Source organism: Cellulosimicrobium sp. NPDC055967 (assembly GCF_042269845.1).
Taxonomy (GTDB): domain Bacteria; phylum Actinomycetota; class Actinomycetes; order Actinomycetales; family Cellulomonadaceae; genus Cellulosimicrobium.
The window spans coordinates 16898-32624 of record NZ_JBHJYJ010000008.1; the positions used below are offsets into that span (position 1 = coordinate 16898).

At 75.5% G+C, this 15727-nt stretch carries 16 protein-coding genes; 4 read left to right on the forward strand and 12 right to left on the reverse strand.

What is annotated here, in order from left to right:
• Nucleotides 1–73: 73 nt before the first annotated feature.
• From ACFC2L_RS12055 to ACFC2L_RS12065, 3 genes are read right to left on the reverse strand one after another with little or no spacing between them, the layout of a single operon-like run.
• Nucleotides 74–1477, reverse strand: a complete 1404-nt coding sequence (locus tag ACFC2L_RS12055) for a dipeptidase (RefSeq protein WP_375824542.1) — start codon at nt 1475–1477, stop codon at nt 74–76.
• Nucleotides 1474–2007 (reverse strand): hypothetical protein, encoded by a 534-nt coding sequence (locus ACFC2L_RS12060; RefSeq protein ID WP_375824543.1) that lies wholly within the window; start codon nt 2005–2007, stop codon nt 1474–1476. The genes ACFC2L_RS12055 and ACFC2L_RS12060 overlap by 4 nt, the downstream gene beginning before the upstream one ends.
• Nucleotides 2004–3491: an APC family permease gene (locus ACFC2L_RS12065; protein WP_375824544.1), complete on the reverse strand. Its 1488-nt coding sequence runs from the start codon at nt 3489–3491 to the stop codon at nt 2004–2006. The genes ACFC2L_RS12060 and ACFC2L_RS12065 overlap by 4 nt, the downstream gene beginning before the upstream one ends.
• A gap of 273 nt (nt 3492–3764) precedes the next feature.
• Between ACFC2L_RS12065 and ACFC2L_RS12070 the strand changes: the two genes are divergently transcribed.
• Nucleotides 3765–4706 carry an NAD(P)-dependent oxidoreductase gene (locus ACFC2L_RS12070; protein ID WP_375824545.1) on the forward strand — a complete coding sequence of 314 codons (942 nt, stop codon included), beginning with the start codon at nt 3765–3767 and terminating at the stop codon, nt 4704–4706.
• Between the two features lie 47 nt (nt 4707–4753).
• On the opposite strand, the gene mutM is transcribed toward ACFC2L_RS12070, so the two are convergent.
• The 6 genes from mutM to coaD all read right to left on the reverse strand — a co-directional run bounded on the left by mutM (nt 4754) and on the right by coaD (nt 8605).
• Nucleotides 4754–5707, reverse strand: a complete 954-nt coding sequence (gene mutM / locus ACFC2L_RS12075; RefSeq protein ID WP_375824546.1) for a bifunctional DNA-formamidopyrimidine glycosylase/DNA-(apurinic or apyrimidinic site) lyase — start codon at nt 5705–5707, stop codon at nt 4754–4756.
• A complete protein-coding gene (gene rnc / locus ACFC2L_RS12080; RefSeq protein ID WP_375824547.1) occupies nt 5700–6458 on the reverse strand; it encodes a ribonuclease III in 759 nt (252 codons plus the stop codon). The genes mutM and rnc overlap by 8 nt, the downstream gene beginning before the upstream one ends.
• Nucleotides 6459–6463: 5 nt before the next feature.
• Nucleotides 6464–6658 (reverse strand): 50S ribosomal protein L32, encoded by a 195-nt coding sequence (gene rpmF, locus ACFC2L_RS12085; RefSeq protein ID WP_021482203.1) that lies wholly within the window; start codon nt 6656–6658, stop codon nt 6464–6466.
• 2 nt (nt 6659–6660) lie between these two features.
• Nucleotides 6661–7218: a DUF177 domain-containing protein gene (locus ACFC2L_RS12090; protein WP_375824548.1), complete on the reverse strand. Its 558-nt coding sequence runs from the start codon at nt 7216–7218 to the stop codon at nt 6661–6663.
• Nucleotides 7219–7496: 278 nt separating this feature from the next.
• On the reverse strand, nt 7497–8081 hold the full coding sequence (locus ACFC2L_RS12095) for a hypothetical protein (protein ID WP_375824549.1): 585 nt from the start codon (nt 8079–8081) through the stop codon (nt 7497–7499).
• A 23-nt stretch (nt 8082–8104) separates the two neighbouring features.
• Nucleotides 8105–8605: a pantetheine-phosphate adenylyltransferase gene (gene coaD / locus ACFC2L_RS12100; protein ID WP_375824550.1), complete on the reverse strand. Its 501-nt coding sequence runs from the start codon at nt 8603–8605 to the stop codon at nt 8105–8107.
• 87 nt (nt 8606–8692) lie between these two features.
• Between coaD and ACFC2L_RS12105 the strand changes: the two genes are divergently transcribed.
• Nucleotides 8693–9433 carry a GNAT family N-acetyltransferase gene (locus tag ACFC2L_RS12105; RefSeq protein ID WP_375824551.1) on the forward strand — a complete coding sequence of 247 codons (741 nt, stop codon included), beginning with the start codon at nt 8693–8695 and terminating at the stop codon, nt 9431–9433.
• Nucleotides 9434–9548: 115 nt separating this feature from the next.
• Here the strand turns inward: ACFC2L_RS12105 and rsmD are convergent, their stop codons facing one another.
• The 3 genes from rsmD to ACFC2L_RS12120 all read right to left on the reverse strand — a co-directional run bounded on the left by rsmD (nt 9549) and on the right by ACFC2L_RS12120 (nt 14486).
• A complete protein-coding gene (gene rsmD, locus ACFC2L_RS12110) occupies nt 9549–10181 on the reverse strand; it encodes a 16S rRNA (guanine(966)-N(2))-methyltransferase RsmD (protein ID WP_375824552.1) in 633 nt (210 codons plus the stop codon).
• A gap of 154 nt (nt 10182–10335) precedes the next feature.
• A complete protein-coding gene (locus tag ACFC2L_RS12115) occupies nt 10336–12594 on the reverse strand; it encodes an ATP-dependent DNA helicase RecG (protein WP_375824553.1) in 2259 nt (752 codons plus the stop codon).
• Nucleotides 12591–14486 (reverse strand): DAK2 domain-containing protein, encoded by a 1896-nt coding sequence (locus ACFC2L_RS12120; RefSeq protein WP_375824555.1) that lies wholly within the window; start codon nt 14484–14486, stop codon nt 12591–12593. The genes ACFC2L_RS12115 and ACFC2L_RS12120 overlap by 4 nt, the downstream gene beginning before the upstream one ends.
• A 322-nt stretch (nt 14487–14808) precedes the next feature.
• Between ACFC2L_RS12120 and rpmB the strand changes: the two genes are divergently transcribed.
• Both rpmB and ACFC2L_RS12130 read left to right on the forward strand, forming a co-directional pair.
• On the forward strand, nt 14809–15000 hold the full coding sequence (rpmB, locus tag ACFC2L_RS12125) for a 50S ribosomal protein L28 (RefSeq protein WP_024840757.1): 192 nt from the start codon (nt 14809–14811) through the stop codon (nt 14998–15000).
• Between the two features lie 206 nt (nt 15001–15206).
• Nucleotides 15207–15722 carry a GNAT family N-acetyltransferase gene (locus ACFC2L_RS12130; protein WP_053371462.1) on the forward strand — a complete coding sequence of 172 codons (516 nt, stop codon included), beginning with the start codon at nt 15207–15209 and terminating at the stop codon, nt 15720–15722.
• Nucleotides 15723–15727: the final 5 nt, after the last annotated feature.

Sequence of the window (15727 nt, forward strand, 5' to 3'; positions counted from 1 at the left end):
CCGTACGGCCGAGATCGGCCCTCGGAGGGCCGATCTGGAGACCGACAGGTCGATCTCGAGGTGTGCGGGTGGCTCAGCCCTCGCCGAGGCGCGCGAGGAACAGCGCCTCGCCGACCGCGAGGTTCTCGATCTCGCTCGGCGCGACCGACTCGTTGGGCGCGTGGATGAGGCACGCGGGCTCCTCGACGCCGAGCAGCACGATCTCCGCGTCCGGGTACTGCCCGGCCAGCACGTTGCACAGCGGGATCGACCCGCCCTGCCCCGCCGTGACCGTCTCGCGCCCGTACGCGTCCGCGAGCGCCGCCGTGAGCGTGTCGAACACGTGGCCGCTCGTGCGGGCTGCGAACGGCTGCCCGACGGCGTCGCGCTCCACGCGCACGCGGACACCCCACGGGGCGTGGGCCTCCAGGTGCGCCACCAGCTTCTCCTGGAGCTCCTGGGCGTCCGAGCCCGGCGGGACGCGCAGGTTGAGCCGCGCCGAGGCGCGGGGCTGGATCGCGGCGGCCGACCCGACGACGCTCGGCGCGTCGATCCCGAGGATCGTCACCACGGGGCGCGCCCAGAGCCGATCGGCGACGCTGCCCGTCCCGACGAGGCGGACGCCGTCGAGCACGCCCGCGTCGTGACGGAACTGGTCCTCGTCGTACGCGACGCCGTCCCACGTCCCGTGCGCGACGGCGTCCGGCACGCCGTCGATCGTCGTGTCGCCGTGCTCGTCGCGCAGGCTCGCGAGCACGGCGACGAGCGCGGCGAGCGCGTCGGGCGCCGCGCCGCCGAACATGCCCGAGTGGATCTCGCCCTCGAGCGCCTCGACGTGCACGACGACGTTCGCCGCACCGCGCAGCGTCACGGTGAGCGTCGGCAGGCCGAGCTCGGCGTTGCCCGTGTCCTGGATGAGCATCGCGTCGGCCGCGAGCGCCCCCGGGTTCGCCTCGACCCACTGGTCGAGACCGCCGGTCCCCTGCTCCTCCGAGCCCTCGACCACGAGGCGGACCCCCACGGGGTAGTCCTCGCCGCCGAGCGCGCGCAGCGCCCGGAGCGCGGTGAGGTGGGTGACGACGTTCCCCTTGCAGTCGGCGGCGCCGCGGCCGTAGAGCCGGCCGTCGCGCTCGGTGAGCTCGAACGGCGGGGTCGTCCACGCGGCGTCGTCGAGGGGCGGCTGCACGTCGTAGTGCGCGTAGAGGAGCACCGTGGGCGCGCCGTCGGGGCCGGGGCGGTGCCCGAGCACGACCTGCGACCCGTCGGGCGTGACCTCGAGACGCGTGTCAATCCCCTCGGCGCGGAAGGCGTCGGCGACCCACTGCGCGGCGCGCTCGCACTCGGCGCGCGGGAAGAGGCGCTCGTCGGCGACGGACGGGATGGCGACGAGCGTGCGCAGGTCGTCGAGCGCGCGGGGCACGAGCTCCCGTACGGCGGCGCGCACCTCCTCGACGTGACCGGCGCCGTCGGGTCGTGCTCCGCTGCCCTGCTGGCTCATGCGTCCTCCTCGGTCGGGCCGCCGTCGGCGCCCTCGGTGGCGTCACTGCCGGGCTCGGTCGTGCGGCCGGGGTCGAGGTCGAGGGAGTCGACGTAGGCGTCGAACGCGTCGAGCTGCTCGGGGCAGTAGACCTCGATGACGAGCCGGTCGCCCGCGAGGCGGCGCTCGTCGAGCACGGACGGACGCAGCCCCGGACCCGCCGCCCCGTTCGCGGCACCGAGGTTCGCGGTCGCCTCGACGAGGGCGGCCGGGTCGGTGCAGAACCCGCCGCCGTCGTCGCCGAGCACGTCGGCGATGGTCTCCTCGCTGAAGGCCGTGATCCCGATCTCGGCGAAGCGGTCGTGCAGCTCCGCCGCCTTCTGCTCGGCCTCGCGCGCGTCGCGGGTGGACCGCACGTTGTCGAAGACGATCAGCATGACCGCGCCGAGCGCGACCAGGAGCAGCGCGGCGGCCGTGTACGTCACCCACCGCTTGGACGAGGCCGGCTCGGGCACGTGCACGGGGACGTGGTCGGGGCGCGTCGAGCTCATGCCGCCTCGCCCTCCCCCGCCTCGTCCGCCGCAGCGATGGCCGCCGCCTCCGGGTCCTTCCAGGACGGCTTGCGCAGCAGGTAGAACAGCGCCGGGACGAGCAGGCCGATGATGCCGAGGCCGCCTCCCACGATGAGCACGTACACCCCGACGTTCCCGCTCGAGAACTGGGCGGGCGGCACGAACCCGATGATCATCGCGGCCACCGACGCGCAGAACCCGACGACGCACAGGAGCGTCAGCGCGGGGGCGCGGTAGCCGCGCGGGTGGTCGGGCGCCCGACGGCGGAGCCGCACGGCCGCGACGAACAGCAGCAGGTACATGACGAGGTACACCTGCGTCGTGATGACGGACAGGATCCAGTAGGCGCTCGACACGTCCGGGATGAACGCGTAGAGGAGCGCGATCCCGGTCGTGATGACGCCCTGCGTGACGAGGATGTTCTGCTGCACGCCGTGCTTGTTGAGGCGCTGGAGGAACGGCGGCAGGTAGCCCTCCTCGCGCGCGACGGTGAGCAGGCCCTTGGACGGCCCGGCCAGCCACGTGAGCATCCCCCCGAGGGACGCCGCGATGAGCATGAGACCGAGGATCGGCGTCAGCCAGCTCACGCCGAAGTTGGCGAAGAACGCGTCGAACGCCTGCATGACGCCCGCGGTGAGGCTGAGCTGGTCGGCCGGGATGACCCAGCTGATGGCGACGGCCGGCAGGATGAAGATGAGGAGCACGAGCCCGATCGCGAGGAACATCGACCGCGGGAACTCCGACGCGGGCTTGCGCAGGCTTGTCACGTGCACCGCGTTCATCTCCATGCCCGCGTAGGACAGGAAGTTGTTGACGATGAGCACGAGGGACGCGAGGCCCGTCCAGGCCGGCAGCAGGTGCTGCGCGTCCATCGGCGCGGCCGACGGGTTGCCCTGACCGAGGAACACGATGCCGAGCACGACGAGGATCGCGGCCGGGATGAGCGTCCCGATGATCAGGCCCCAGCTCGACAGCCCCGCGACCGTCTTGGTGCCCTGCGAGGAGAGCCACACGCCCGTCCAGAAGAGCACGACGATGACGATCGCCACGTACAGCCCGTTGCTCGCGAGGCTCGGGTTGATGACGTACGCGAACGTGCTGGCGACGTACCCGAGCAGGCTCGGGTAGTAGAAGATCGTCATCGCGAACTGGCACCAGATGGCGAGGAAGCCGAGCGGCTTCGACACGCCGTCCGCGACCCAGCGGTACACCCCGCCGGACCAGCCGGACGCCAGCTCGGCGGACACGAGCGACGTCGGCAGCAGGAACACGAGCGCCGGCACGACGTAGAGGAACACGGCCGCGAGGCCGTAGACCGCCATCGTCGGCGCCGCGCGCAGGCTCGCGACCGACGACGTGATCATGAACGCGAGCGTGAGCCAGGTGATGTAGTTCTTCGGCGTCCGTGCCGTGATCGCCGCGCGCACCTCTGCGTGCGTCGGCGCGCCCGTGGACGAGCCCATCCCCACCCCCGAAGCCGTGACCCCGCGGGGCCGACCGGGACGGCGCGCGGAGGGCGCGTCGTCGGAACATCGCGAACATATCCCCGGGGGCGGGGTCGCGCCTGCGGAAGCGCAGGTGGGAGCGCCGAGCGGCGCCAGGCCGGCGCCAGGCCGGCGCCGGGCCGCTACGGGACGGCACCGGGACGGCACCGAGACGGCACGGTGATACGTTCGCGGGGCGGCCCCGTCCCGCGCAGGGAGGCCGCGACCTCGACGGACCACCCGGGAGCAGCGTTGAAGATCCTCGTGCCCAGCACCATCGCCCTCGACGTGCGCGGCGGCCCGGGGGACGTCGTCGTCCGCTACGACGCCGCGGCGCCGCTGAGCCCCGAGGACGCCGACGCCGAGGTGCTCGTGGCGTGGGCGAACACGCCCGCGAACCTCGCGGACGCCGCCGCGCGGCTCACGCGCCTGCGCTGGGTCCAGACGCTCGCGGCGGGCCCGGACGCGGTGCTGGCCGCCGGGTTCGGCCCGGACGTGACGATCACGTCCGGGCGGTCGCTGCACGACGGCCCCGTCGCCGAGCACGCGCTCGCGCTCGTCCTCGCGGCGGTACGGCGCCTCGACGTGCTCGCGACGGCGCAGCGCGAGCACCGGTGGGACGCCGCCGTGAACCGGGCGCAGGCCGACCCCGCGACCGCCGGTCGGTACACGCTCGACGGCGCGCGCGTGACGATCTGGGGGTTCGGCTCGATCGCCGCGCGGCTCGCCCCGCTGCTCGCCGCGCTGGGCGCCGACGTGACCGGCGTCGCGAGCAGCCGCGGCGAGCGCCACGGGTTCCCCGTCGTGACCGACGACGACCTGCCGGACGTCCTCGCGACGACCGACGTCCTGGTCTCCCTGCTGCCCGCCCTCGACGCGACGCGGCACGCGTTCGACGCGGTCCGGATCGACCAGCTCCCCGACCACGCGGTCTTCGTCAACGTCGGCCGCGGCGCCACGGTGGACGAGGACGCGCTCGTCGCGGCGCTGCGCGACGGCCGCCTCGGCGGAGCCGCGCTCGACGTCGCCGAGACTGAGCCCCTGCCGGAGGCGTCACCCCTGTGGGACGCGCCGCGGCTGATCCTCACGCCGCACGTCGCGGGCAACCGCCCCCAGCGCGCGTCGGACCTCGTGAACGCCAACCTCGACGCGCTCCGCGCGGGCCGCGAGTTCCGCAACGTCGTCCCCCGCTGACCCCTGCGACGACACCGAGAGGGACGGAGCGCCGACGGCCGGACGAGCTACCAGCGACCGTTGCGGGGGCGCGACTGGCAGCGCGGGCAGGTGTACGACGAGCGGTTCATGAACTCGTCGCGGCGCACCGGCGTCCCGCAGCGCGGGCACGGCTCGCCCTCCTGCCCGTACACCGCGAGCGAGCGCGAGAAGTAGCCGGACTGGCCGTTGACGTTGACGTAGAGCGCGTCGAAGCTCGTGCCGCCCTGCACGAGCGCCTCCGTCATCACCTCGGCGGCGGCGTCGAGCAGGCGGTGCGCCTCCGGGCGGCGCAGCGTGTCCGTGGCACGCGCGAAGTGCAGGCGGGCGCGCCACAGCGCCTCGTCGGCGTAGATGTTGCCGACCCCGGAGACGACCGTCTGGTCGAGCAGGGCGCGCTTCACGCCGGTCCGACGACGGCGGATCGCGTCGACGACGTCGTCGCGCCGGAGCGCGGGGTCGAGGAGGTCGCGGCCGATGTGCACGACCGGGCCGGGCACCGCGGCGAGGTCCGAGCCGAGACCGCCCGGGGCACCGTCGGGCGTGGGCACGAGGTCCTGGACGGACAGGTGCCCGAACGTGCGCTGGTCGACGAAGTCGAGCGCGAGCGCGCCCGCCGGGCCGGCGCCGTCGGGCTCGAGCACGAGGCGCACACGCAGGTGCGGCGACCGTTCCCCGAGGCCCGGCCCCGAGCGCACCAGGAGCTGGCCCGACATCCCGAGGTGGGCCAGCAGCGCGGCCGCGGGGCCGTCGTCGGGCCCGTCCGTCGGTCCGCCCGGGACGAGCGGGAGCCAGAGGAACTTGCCGCGGCGCACGGCGGCGTCGAGCCGCTGGCCGAGGAGCTGGTCCCGGAAGTCGGCCGGGCCGCCGTCATGGCGCCGCACGCTGTAGTCGCGCAGCACCTCGACGTCGACGACCCGGGAGCCCAGCACGTGGCGGTCGAGGCCGTCGCGGACGGTCTCGACCTCGGGCAGCTCAGGCACCGGCGTCCTCGGCCGCCTCCACCGCCGTGGTCACGCGCCCGTCGGACGGCTCCGGCTCCGCGCGCTCGGCCGCCAGGGCGCGGTAGGCGCGCTCGGCGGCCTCCTGCTCGGCGTACTTCTTGGCGGTGCCGCTGCCGGTCCCGTAGAGCCGGCCGTCGAGGTGCACGTACGAGGTGAAGACGCGCGCGTGGTCCGGCCCGACGGCGTCGCTCGAGTAGGAGGGGGCGCTCAGCCCTGCGGCGGCGGCGGCCTCCTGGAGCGACGTCTTCCAGTCGAGCCCCGCGCCGAGCCCCGCCGCGGCCGACAGCGTCGGCTCCACGAGCCGGAGCACGAGACCGCGTGCGGGCTCGAGCCCGTGGCTCAGGTAGACCGCGCCGATGATCGCCTCGACCGTGTCCGACAGGATCGAGTCCTTGTCGTTGCCGCGCGTGCGGATCTCGCCCTTGCCGAGCAGCACGTACTGGCCCAGGCCGAGCCGGCGCGCGATCGCGGCGAGCGACTTCTGCGAGACGGTCGCGGCCCGCATCTTGGCGAGCTCACCCTCGGACAGGTCGGGGTGGCGGCGGTAGAGGGTCTCCGTGACGACGAGGCCCAGGACGGTGTCACCAAGGAACTCGAGACGCTCGTTCGTGGGGATGCCGCCGTTCTCGTGCGCGAACGACCGGTGCGTGAGCGCAAGCACGAGAAGCTCGGGGTCCAGATGGACCCCGAGCTTCTCGAGAAGACCGGATGCCGGTGCAGCCGGTGCCACGCGCCTCAGCCTGCGTGCTCGGTGCGCAGCGCCTCGGCGTACTGGCGGCCCTTGTAGGTACCGCACGTCGGGCACGCCGCGTGCGACAGCTTGTCGCCCTTGCACTGCGGGCAGGTGGTGAGGTTCGCGGCGGTCGTCTTCCACTGCGAACGACGCGCACGGGTGTTGCTGCGCGACATCTTGCGCTTCGGAACAGCCACGGCTAGCTCTCTTTCGTCTCGTCGGACACGTTCGAGGTGTCGAACATGCTCTCCAGCGCCGACCACCGAGGGTCGACAAGGTCGTGCGTGTGCCCCGGGTCGTCCGCCAGACGCGCTCCGCACTCGGAGCACAGCCCCGGGCAGTCCGCTCGGCACACCGGACTGAATGGTAGTGCAGTGACGACCGAATCCCGTAGCGCGGGCTCGATGTCCGCGAGGTCGCCGTCGAGGTCGTACACGTCCTCGGCGTCCTCCAGGTCGTCGCCCGACTCCTCCGCGGCCTTCGCCCGCTCGGGGTAGGCGAAGAGCTCCGCGAGCTCGACCGTGACGTCCTCGTGGACCGTGTCGAGGCAGCGCACGCACTCCCCGACCGCGCGGCCGGTCACCGTCCCGGAGACCAGCACGCCCTCCATGACCGCCTCGAGGCGCAGGTCGAGCTCGAGCTCGCTGCCCTCGGGGATGCCGATGACCGCGGTACCGAGGTCGGCGGGCGCGGGGACGGTCGCGACGACCGTCCGCATGCTCCCGGGTCGCCGACCGAGCTCGTGCGTGTCGAGCACGAGCGGCGACGTCTTCTCGGCGGTGATGGCGCGCTCCAGGATCGGAGCCCACGGGCGTGGGAGCCCGCGGACGGATGGTCAACGATGGTCGGGGGCCGACGGCCGCTCGACGGCGACTGCCAGGCACAGGCCGACGCGCGACGCGCCGAGCCGAACATCGATCTTACGTCACCGGACGGCACGGCCGCCACCTGCCGACGACCCGCGGCCGCGGCCCACCACCGGACGGCCGACGGTCGTCCGCGCCGCGGTCGCCCGGCACCGGCCCGGCGAGGACCTCAGCGCCCCGCGCGGTCGTTCGTGCGCTCGCGCATCGTCGCCGGGAACGGCGACTCCTCCGGCTCACCCGCACGCTCCCCGAGGCGGTCCGCGAGCTTCGCCCGCCCGCCCTGGACCTGCGCGAGCAGCTTGCCGAGGTCGACCTCGAAGTCCGCGAGCCGGCGGTCGCAGTAGTCGTCGGCGTCGCGCCGGAGCACGGCCGCGGCCTCGTCGGCCTCGTCGACGATCTCCCGGGCGCGCGACTCCGCCTGGACCACGACCTGCTCCGCCTGCACGAGCTCGATCGCCCGCGCCCGCGCCGTCGTGAGGATCTCCTCCGCCTGCCGGTGCGCGTCCTCGAGCACGGCGTCCGCCTGGGCGAGCACCTCGTCCGCGTGCGCGAGCTGCTCGGGCAGCGCGCCGCGCAGCTCGTCCAGGAGCGCGACCGCGTCGCCCTTGTGCACCAGCACCGACGACGACATGGGCATGGCGCGCGCCGTCTCCACGAGGTGCGTCAGGTCGTCGAGGATCGCGTTCAGCCCGACCTGCGCCTCCTCCGTCGCGCGGTCCTCGTGCGTCACCCGCCGGTCCTGCTGCTCGCTCACGTACCCGGTCCTTCCCGTCGTGCTCACCTGCTGCTCCCCTGCACCCGTGCCAGCGCCGCACGGACGGCCTCGCCCACCCCCGGCGGGACGAGGTCGTCCACCGGTCCCCCGTACCGCGCGATGTCCTTCACGAGCGACGACGCGACGTGCTGGAGCGCGGCGTCGCCCGCGACGAACACGGTCTCGACGCCGGCCAGGTGCCGGTTCATGAGCGCCATCGGCAGCTCGGCGTCGAAGTCCGCGCCACCGCGCAGGCCCTTGACCACGGCGCCCGCTCCGATCTCGCGGCAGAAGTCCACCAGGAGCCCGGGCACGACCTCGACGCGGACCCCGTCCAGCCCGGCGTCGTCGACGGCCGCGCGGGCCAGCGCGACCCGCTCGTCGGCGCTCAGCAGCGCCGACTTCGACGCGTTCCGCGCGACGCCGACGACGACCTCGTCGAAGAGCGCACGGGCACGTCGGACGATGTCGAGGTGGCCCAGGGTGATCGGGTCGAACGACCCGGGACAGACGGCTGTGGTCACGTCGTCACGGTAGTACACGGGGTCGCGCCGACGGCGGCGGCACGGCCGGGCGGGCGCGGATCACCGTCGCGCGCGACGATGGTGCGCGTGACCGCCCCGGAGGAGACCGTCGTCGTCCCGCTCACGACGCCCGAGCTCGTGCGCTCGCTCCACCGCGACGTGCTCGCGCCGTCGTTCCCGCCCGCCGAGCTCGTGGACGAGGCCGAGCTCCTCGACGACCACGCGACCGGGCGCCTGCGCAGCCTCGGCGTGGTGGAGGACGGGCGCGTCGTCGCCGGCGTCGTCGGCGAGTGGTTCCCCGACGCGCGCGTCCTCCTCGTCCTCTACCTCGCGATCGCCCCCGGCCGGCGCGGCGGCGGGGTCGGCGGCCGGCTCGTCGCCGCCGCGCTCGCCGACTGGCGCGCGCTCGACCCGCTCCTCGTCGTCGGGGAGGTCGAGCACCCGGCCCACCACGCCGGCAGCGAGGCGCACGGCGACCCCGTCGCGCGGCTGCGGTTCTACGCGCGCCTCGGCGCGCGCGTCCTCGCGCTCCCCTACTTCCAGCCCGGCGACGGCCCCGGCGGCGAGCGCGTCCCGGCGCTCCTGCTCGTCTCGTTCCCGCTGGGCCCGGGCACGCCCGACGACGCCCCGGCAGCGCCGCTGCGCGCGTTCCTCGCGGAGAACCTCCGCGCGAGCGAGGGCACGCTGGCCGACGACGCCGCGACCCGCCGCCTGCTCGACGCCGCGTCCGGGGACCGCGTCCCGCTCGTCGACCCGGCCGACCCCGCCGCCCTCGCGACCGTCCCCGTCGGTCTCCTCGCCCCGGACGAGGCCCACGCGCCGTCCTGAGGCCCGTCGACCGGACCGTCCCCACACGCAGAGCAGGCGATCCGGGCGTGTCAGACGGCCCGGACGCGCCGGAACCGCCTGCTCGGCAGGGCGGGGCACCGGCGGAACCCGGGCGCTATGTCTCGTCGGATAGCTCGGGACCGACGAAGTACACCGTCGTCTCGCCGTAGTCCTTGCGCGCGACGACCTCCCAGCCCGTCGGCCAGGTCGGCTCGGGCGTGCGCGTCGAGCGCTCGACGACGACGACGGCGGCCGGGTCGAGGACGCCGGGCACGGCGAGGTGGGCGAGGACGCGCTCCAGCGCCTCGGTGGTGACGTCGTACGGCGGGTCGACGAGCACGAGGTGGTACGGGCCGCGAGACGCGCGACCAGTCGGCGTCCCGTCCGCCCCGCCGACCGCCGCCCGCTGCGCCACGTCCGCGGCCACGCCGGCGACGAACGTCTCGGCGGGTTGCGCGACGACGCGCACGGTCGACAGGCCGAGGGCCGCGACGTTGCGGCGCGCGACGTCGGCCGCGATCCGGGCCGAGTCGACGAGCGTCACGTCGGCGGCGCCGCGGCTCGCGGCCTCCAGGCCGAGCGCGCCCGAGCCCGCGTAGAGGTCGAGGACGTGCGCGTCGTCGACCACGCCCAGGTGCTCGAGGCGCGAGAAGATCGCCTCGCGGACGCGCTCGCTCGTCGGCCGCGTCCCGCGCGGCGGGACCTGCAGCGTGCGTCCCCCTACCGTCCCCGCCACGATCCTCGTCACGCGCCCAGCCTAGAGCCTGTCGAACGACCGCCCGGGGTCGAGGTGGCGCAGCAGGGGCGCGGTCCGGGGCACCGTCGCGAGCGTGCGCGCACGGCCCGCGGCGCCGCGGCCTCGACGACCGGGTGGACGACGGGGACGGCGGACGACGACCGCCTCACGCCCGCTCGAGGAACTCCTCGCGCTCCGGGTCGAGCTGGTCGCGGATCGCGTCGGCGAGCACCGGGTGGTCGGTCAGGTCGGGGTCCTCCGCCACGACGGCGGCCGCGTCGGCGCGTGCGGTCGCGATGACGTCCGCGTCCTTGACGACGCGCAGGAGCCGCAGGGAGCTCGCGCGCCCCGACTGCGCGGCGCCGAGGACGTCGCCCTCGCTGCGCAGCTCGAGGTCCACGGTCGCGAGCTCGAAACCGTCGGTCGTGCGCGCGAGGGTCTCGACACGGGTCGCGGCGGGCGTGCCGGGCTGCGCGGTCGAGACGAGCAGGCACAGCCCCGCCGCGGAGCCGCGGCCGACGCGCCCACGGAGCTGGTGGAGCTGGGAGATGCCGAACCGGTCCGCGTCGAGCACGACCATCGCGGTCGCCTCGGGGACGTCGACCCCGACCTCGACGACGGTCGTCGAGACGAGCACCTGGACGGCACCCGACGCGAAGTCGGCCATCACCGCGTCCTTGTCCGCCGGGGGCATCTGCCCGTGCAGCACCCCGACGTCGAGCCCCGCGAGGCGCGGGTGGCCGCGCAGCTCCTCGGCGACCTCCAGCACGGCCCGCAGGGGTGCGCGGTCCGAGGCGTCCGAGGCGTCGGGGTCGAGGAGGAAGTCGGGCACCTCGTCGAAGTCGTCGGTCCGCCTCGACGGCGCGTCCGCGTCCGGCTCGTCCGGGTGGATGCGCGCGCACACCACGTACGCGCGGTGCCCGGCGTCGACCTCCTCGCGCACGCGCGCCCAGGTGCGCTCCATCCAGGCCTCGTTGCCGGCGGGCACGACGTGGGTCGTGATGCCGGCGCGACCCGCCGGGATCTCGGTGAGCGAGGACGTCTCGAGGTCGCCGAACACGGTCATCGCGACGGTCCGCGGGATGGGGGTCGCGGTCATGACGAGCAGGTGCGGGCTCGTGCGGGCCTTCGCGCGCAGCGCGTCACGCTGCTCGACCCCGAACCGGTGCTGCTCGTCCACGACCACGAGGCCGAGGTCGGCGAACCGCACGTTCTCGGACAGCAGCGCGTGCGTGCCGACGACGATCCCCGCCGCGCCGCTCGCCGCGTCCAGCAGGGCCTCCTTGCGCGCGGCGGCGCCGAGCGACCCCGTGAGCAGCGCCACACGCGTCCCGTGCTCGGCACCCCCGAGGAACCCGCCCTCCGCGAGCGGCCCGAGCAGCGCGCGCAGGGTGCGCGCGTGCTGCGCGGCGAGCACCTCGGTCGGGGCGAGGAGCGCCGCCTGACCGCCGGCGTCGATCACCTGGAGCATGGCGCGCAGCGCGACGACCGTCTTGCCGGAGCCCACCTCGCCCTGCAGGAGGCGCTGCATCGGCCGTGCGAGCGCCAGGTCCGCCGCGATCTCCTCCCCGACCTCCCGCTGACCCGTCGTCAGCGTGAACGGGAGGGCGGCGTCGAAGTCGGCGAGGATGCTCGGCTCCCCCGAGCCGCAGGGCGGGCGGGCCGTCGCCGGCTCGGCCGCGGCCCGGGCCCGGCGCTGGGCGAGCGCCGCCTGCAGGACGAACGCCTCCTCGTACCGCAGCCGGTCGCGGCCGCGTCGCCACTGCTTCTCGTCGTAGGGCTCGTGCACGTCGCGCAGCGCCTCGAGCCGCGTCCCGAGCCCGTGCCGCTCGCGCACGGCGTCCGGGAGCGGGTCGGGGACGTCCTCCTCGCGGAGCGGGTCGAGCACGGTGCGCACCGCGGGCTGAATCTTCCAGCTCGGGATGCTCGCGCTCGCGGGGTAGATCGGGATGGGCCGGCTCGCCTCGAGCACGGCGCTCTCCGCGTCCTCGGCGTCGTCGTCGACCCCGATGATCTTGTAGTCGGGGTGCGTGAGCTGCCGGGTGCCGCGGTACAGCCCGACCACCCCCGTGAAGAGCCCGTGCCGCCCCGGGGCCAGCCGCTGCTCGTGGTAGCGCAAGACGTTGGGGCTCTTGGCGAAGAACGTGAGCGAGAGCTGCTGCGGGCCGTCGGTCACGACCGCCTCGAGGATCGCGCCCGCGCGGTTGCGCATGCGCCGGACGGTCGCGCTGCGGACCTGCGCGACGATCGTCACGTGCTCGCCGAGCGCGAGGCCCCCGAGGTCGGTGAGGCGCCCCGGGTCCCCGTACCGCCGCGGGTAGTGCCGCAGGAGGTCCCCGACGGTCTCGAGGCCCAGCTTCGCGAGCGGGCCCGCGCTGCGCGTGCCGACCGCGCGGGTCAGCGGCTCGGACAGACGGTCGCTCATCCCTCGGCCTCCACGGCGGCCTCGATGTCGTCGGCCGCGGCCTCCGGTCCCTCGACCGCGAGCGTGACGGCGCCGCCGTCGCGCCCGGAGCGCAGGTGCACGACCTCGGCGCCGGACCCGGCCGCGTCGGTCGCGAGCGCCTCCAGAGCCGCGCCCGGGACGTCGTCGTCGGCGAGCACGGTGACGAGCGCACCGGGGTGCACGCGCAGGGGGTCGAGCCGGTCCGCGAGCCGCCGCGCCAGCTCCGGCGCGGGCCTGCCCGCGGCGTCGAGCCGGGCCCACCGGACGGCGCCGAGCGCCGACCGTGCCGCCTCGAGCCGCTGCGCGGCACCGGGCTCCACGAGCTGTGCCGCGGCGAGAGCCACCGCGACGTGCAGGTCCGTCGCCGCGGGCAGCACCTCGAGCGTCCGGACCCCGTCGTCGCGCAGGGTCGCACGCAGGGTCGCGACGTCGTCCTCCGCGAGCTGCGCGCCGGGCAGGAGCGCGACGTGCGACGCGCGGGCGTCGATCGCGACGCGGTGCAGGGCGGACAGGTCGAGGGGGCCGGAGGCGTCCCGCAGCAGCACGACGGCGCCCGCCCGGGCGAGGTCCGCGACGAGACCGGGCGCCGTGGTCACCGCGACCAGCCCCGGGGCGTCCGCCGCCACGGCCGCGGCGTCGTGCGCCCCGCGGGCAGCGGCGTCCAGGACGTGGCCCTCCTCGTGGGGCCCCGGGAGGTGCCGGACCCGCACCTGGCGCAGCGCGGCGTCGTCCCCCGCCGCGGCCGGCGCGGCCTCCTCGCCGTCGGCCTGCGCGGACCGCAGGGTCGCGAGCGCGGCGCGCCCGACGGCGACCGCGGCCATCGGGTCGTCGGTGTGGACGTGCGCCTGCCAGAGGCCCGAGCCGTGCTCCCCCGGCCCGCCCACCACGACGACGGAGTCGCCGATCCGCGCGAGCTCGGCACGGAGCAGCTCGGCCGGGTCCTCGACGGGCCCGCGAGCAGGGTGCGCCGCCCCCGCCGCGGGGACGTCGACCACGTACATCACCTCGAACTCGCCCCCCTCGTGCCCGGCCTGCGGTCCGGCGCCCGTCTCCCCGGGCGAGCCCGGCACCGGCACCATGCCGGCCATCATGCCGAGCACCTCCGACACGCCCGCCCCGGCCGTCCCGACGACGTCGCGCGCGCGGACCGGTGCCGAGGCCGCGTCGCTGCGGTCGGCCACCGGGCCGGCCCCGGCGTCGGCCCCCGGGGCCCGGGCGTCGTCGAGCGCCGCGACGAGCGCCCCGAGGACCAGCACCAGGCCGAGGGCTCCGGCGTCCAGGACCTGCGCCCGGGCGAGCGCGTCGAGCTCGCCGGTGCTGCGCAGCGCCGCGGCCCGCGCCCCGTCCCTGGCGGCGGCCGCGACGACCGCGGGCGAGGAGGCGCCGGGACCCTCCGACGCGGTCGCGGCCGCGCGCGCCGCGGCGTCGGCCGCCGTGAGGATCGTGCCGGGTGCCGGGCGGGCCACCGCGCCGCGGGCGGTGCGGGCGGCGCGGTCGAGGCCGCCCGCGAGCGCGGCACCGGTCACGGTCCGGTGCTCCGCGAGAGCGAGCGCCAGCCCGCGGAGGTACTCGCTGAGGATGACGCCCGAGTTGCCTCGTGCCCCCACGAGCGCGCCGCGGGCCAGGCGGACCAGCAGGTCGCCGGCGCCGCCGACCGCGCCCTCCCGCCCGGCCGCCGCCGTGTCGCGCGCGGGCAGCGCACGGACCGCGTCGAGGAGGGTGAGGTACATGTTGGTGCCCGTGTCCGCGTCCGCGACCGGGAAGACGTTCACACGGTCGAGCGACTCGCGTGCGGCCGCGAGCGCGCGGACGCCACCGTGGCCCCACGCGACGACGACGGCGGCGTCGACCACGTCGGCTGCGGGGCTCACGTCGGTCCGGCTCCTCGCGCTCGGGGGACGACCGCGCCGGACGCCCGGGCGGTCGGACGGCACCGCGGGCCGTCGGGACCACGGTAGTCAACCGTGCGCGCCGTCGGTGCGCACGAGCGGCGTCCCGGGGCACCCGCGGGTGTGACGAGCGCCCGGTTTGAGCTCGGGCCCTCGGATCGGCTACCCTGACGAGGTTGCCCGGGTGCTTCGCGCGCCCTCGACACCGTCGAGGAGCCGCCGAGGAACACCGGGCGCGACACCCTACAGACCATTCAGGACGTCGCCGCTGCGTGCGCGACGTGCACGACGATCAGGAGAAACCGTGGCTGCCAACTGCGACGTCTGCGGCAAGGGCCCGGGCTTCGGGCACAGCATCTCGCACTCCCACATCCGGACGAAGCGCCGCTGGAACCCGAACATCCAGCGCGTGCGCGCCGTGGTCGCGGGGACGCCCAAGCGTCTCAACGTGTGCACCTCCTGCCTCAAGGCCGGGAAGGTCACCCGTCCCGCCTGAGCATCGCGAGACCCTGACGAGAGCGTCTGCCGGATCCCGGCAGGCGCTCTCGTCGTCTCTGCGCCGCGACCGACCCTCGACCAGCCGCCGACCAGCCTCTCGACCAGCCCTCGACCACGGGCGACGACCCGCCGAGATGCGGAGATCTCCTGAAGATCAGGACAAACCGGTTTGGCGGATCCGGGCCGCGGTGGCAGTCTTTGTGCATGGTGACGGAACTGAGCGAGGTAACCATCCGCCCGGCCGCTCCCGCAGACGCGAGCGCCATCGCGGCCGTGCACATCGCGTCCTGGAGGGGCGCGTACGCGGGCATCGTGCCCGACGAGTACCTAGCCTCGCTGGACCACGACCAGCGCGAGCAGCACTGGGTCCAGAGCCTCGCCACGCCCGGCGCGCGCACCTGGCTCGCCGACGCCGACGGGCGCACGATCGGCTTCGCCACCCTCGGCCCCAGCCGCGACGAGGACGCCGAGCCCGGCGACCTCGAGATCTTCGCCATCTACCTCGACCCCGAGTCCTGGGGGCGCGGCGTCGCCCGCGACCTCATGCGCACCATGCTCGGCGAGGTGCGACCCGGCACGACCGTCACGCTCTGGGTCCTCGAGGACGCGGAGCGCGCGCGCCGCTTCTACCGTCGGCACGGCTTCACGCCGGACGGCGTGGAGCGCCGGGACGACATCGGCGGCAAGGACCTCACCGCCGTCCGCTACCGCCGGGGCTGACCGCC

What these genes read in the sequence shown, in the direction of transcription:
- ACFC2L_RS12065 (WP_375824544.1), bottom strand. Translation starts at nt 3,491, where the DNA reads ATGGGCTCGTCCACGGGCGCGCCGACGCACGCAGAGGTGCGCGCGGCG.
- ACFC2L_RS12115 (WP_375824553.1), bottom strand. Translation starts at nt 12,594, where the DNA reads ATGAGCGACCGTCTGTCCGAGCCGCTGACCCGCGCGGTCGGCACGCGC.
- ACFC2L_RS12130 (WP_053371462.1), top strand. Translation starts at nt 15,207, where the DNA reads ATGGTGACGGAACTGAGCGAGGTAACCATCCGCCCGGCCGCTCCCGCA.
- ACFC2L_RS12060 (WP_375824543.1), bottom strand. Translation starts at nt 2,007, where the DNA reads ATGAGCTCGACGCGCCCCGACCACGTCCCCGTGCACGTGCCCGAGCCG.
- ACFC2L_RS12055 (WP_375824542.1), bottom strand. Translation starts at nt 1,477, where the DNA reads ATGAGCCAGCAGGGCAGCGGAGCACGACCCGACGGCGCCGGTCACGTC.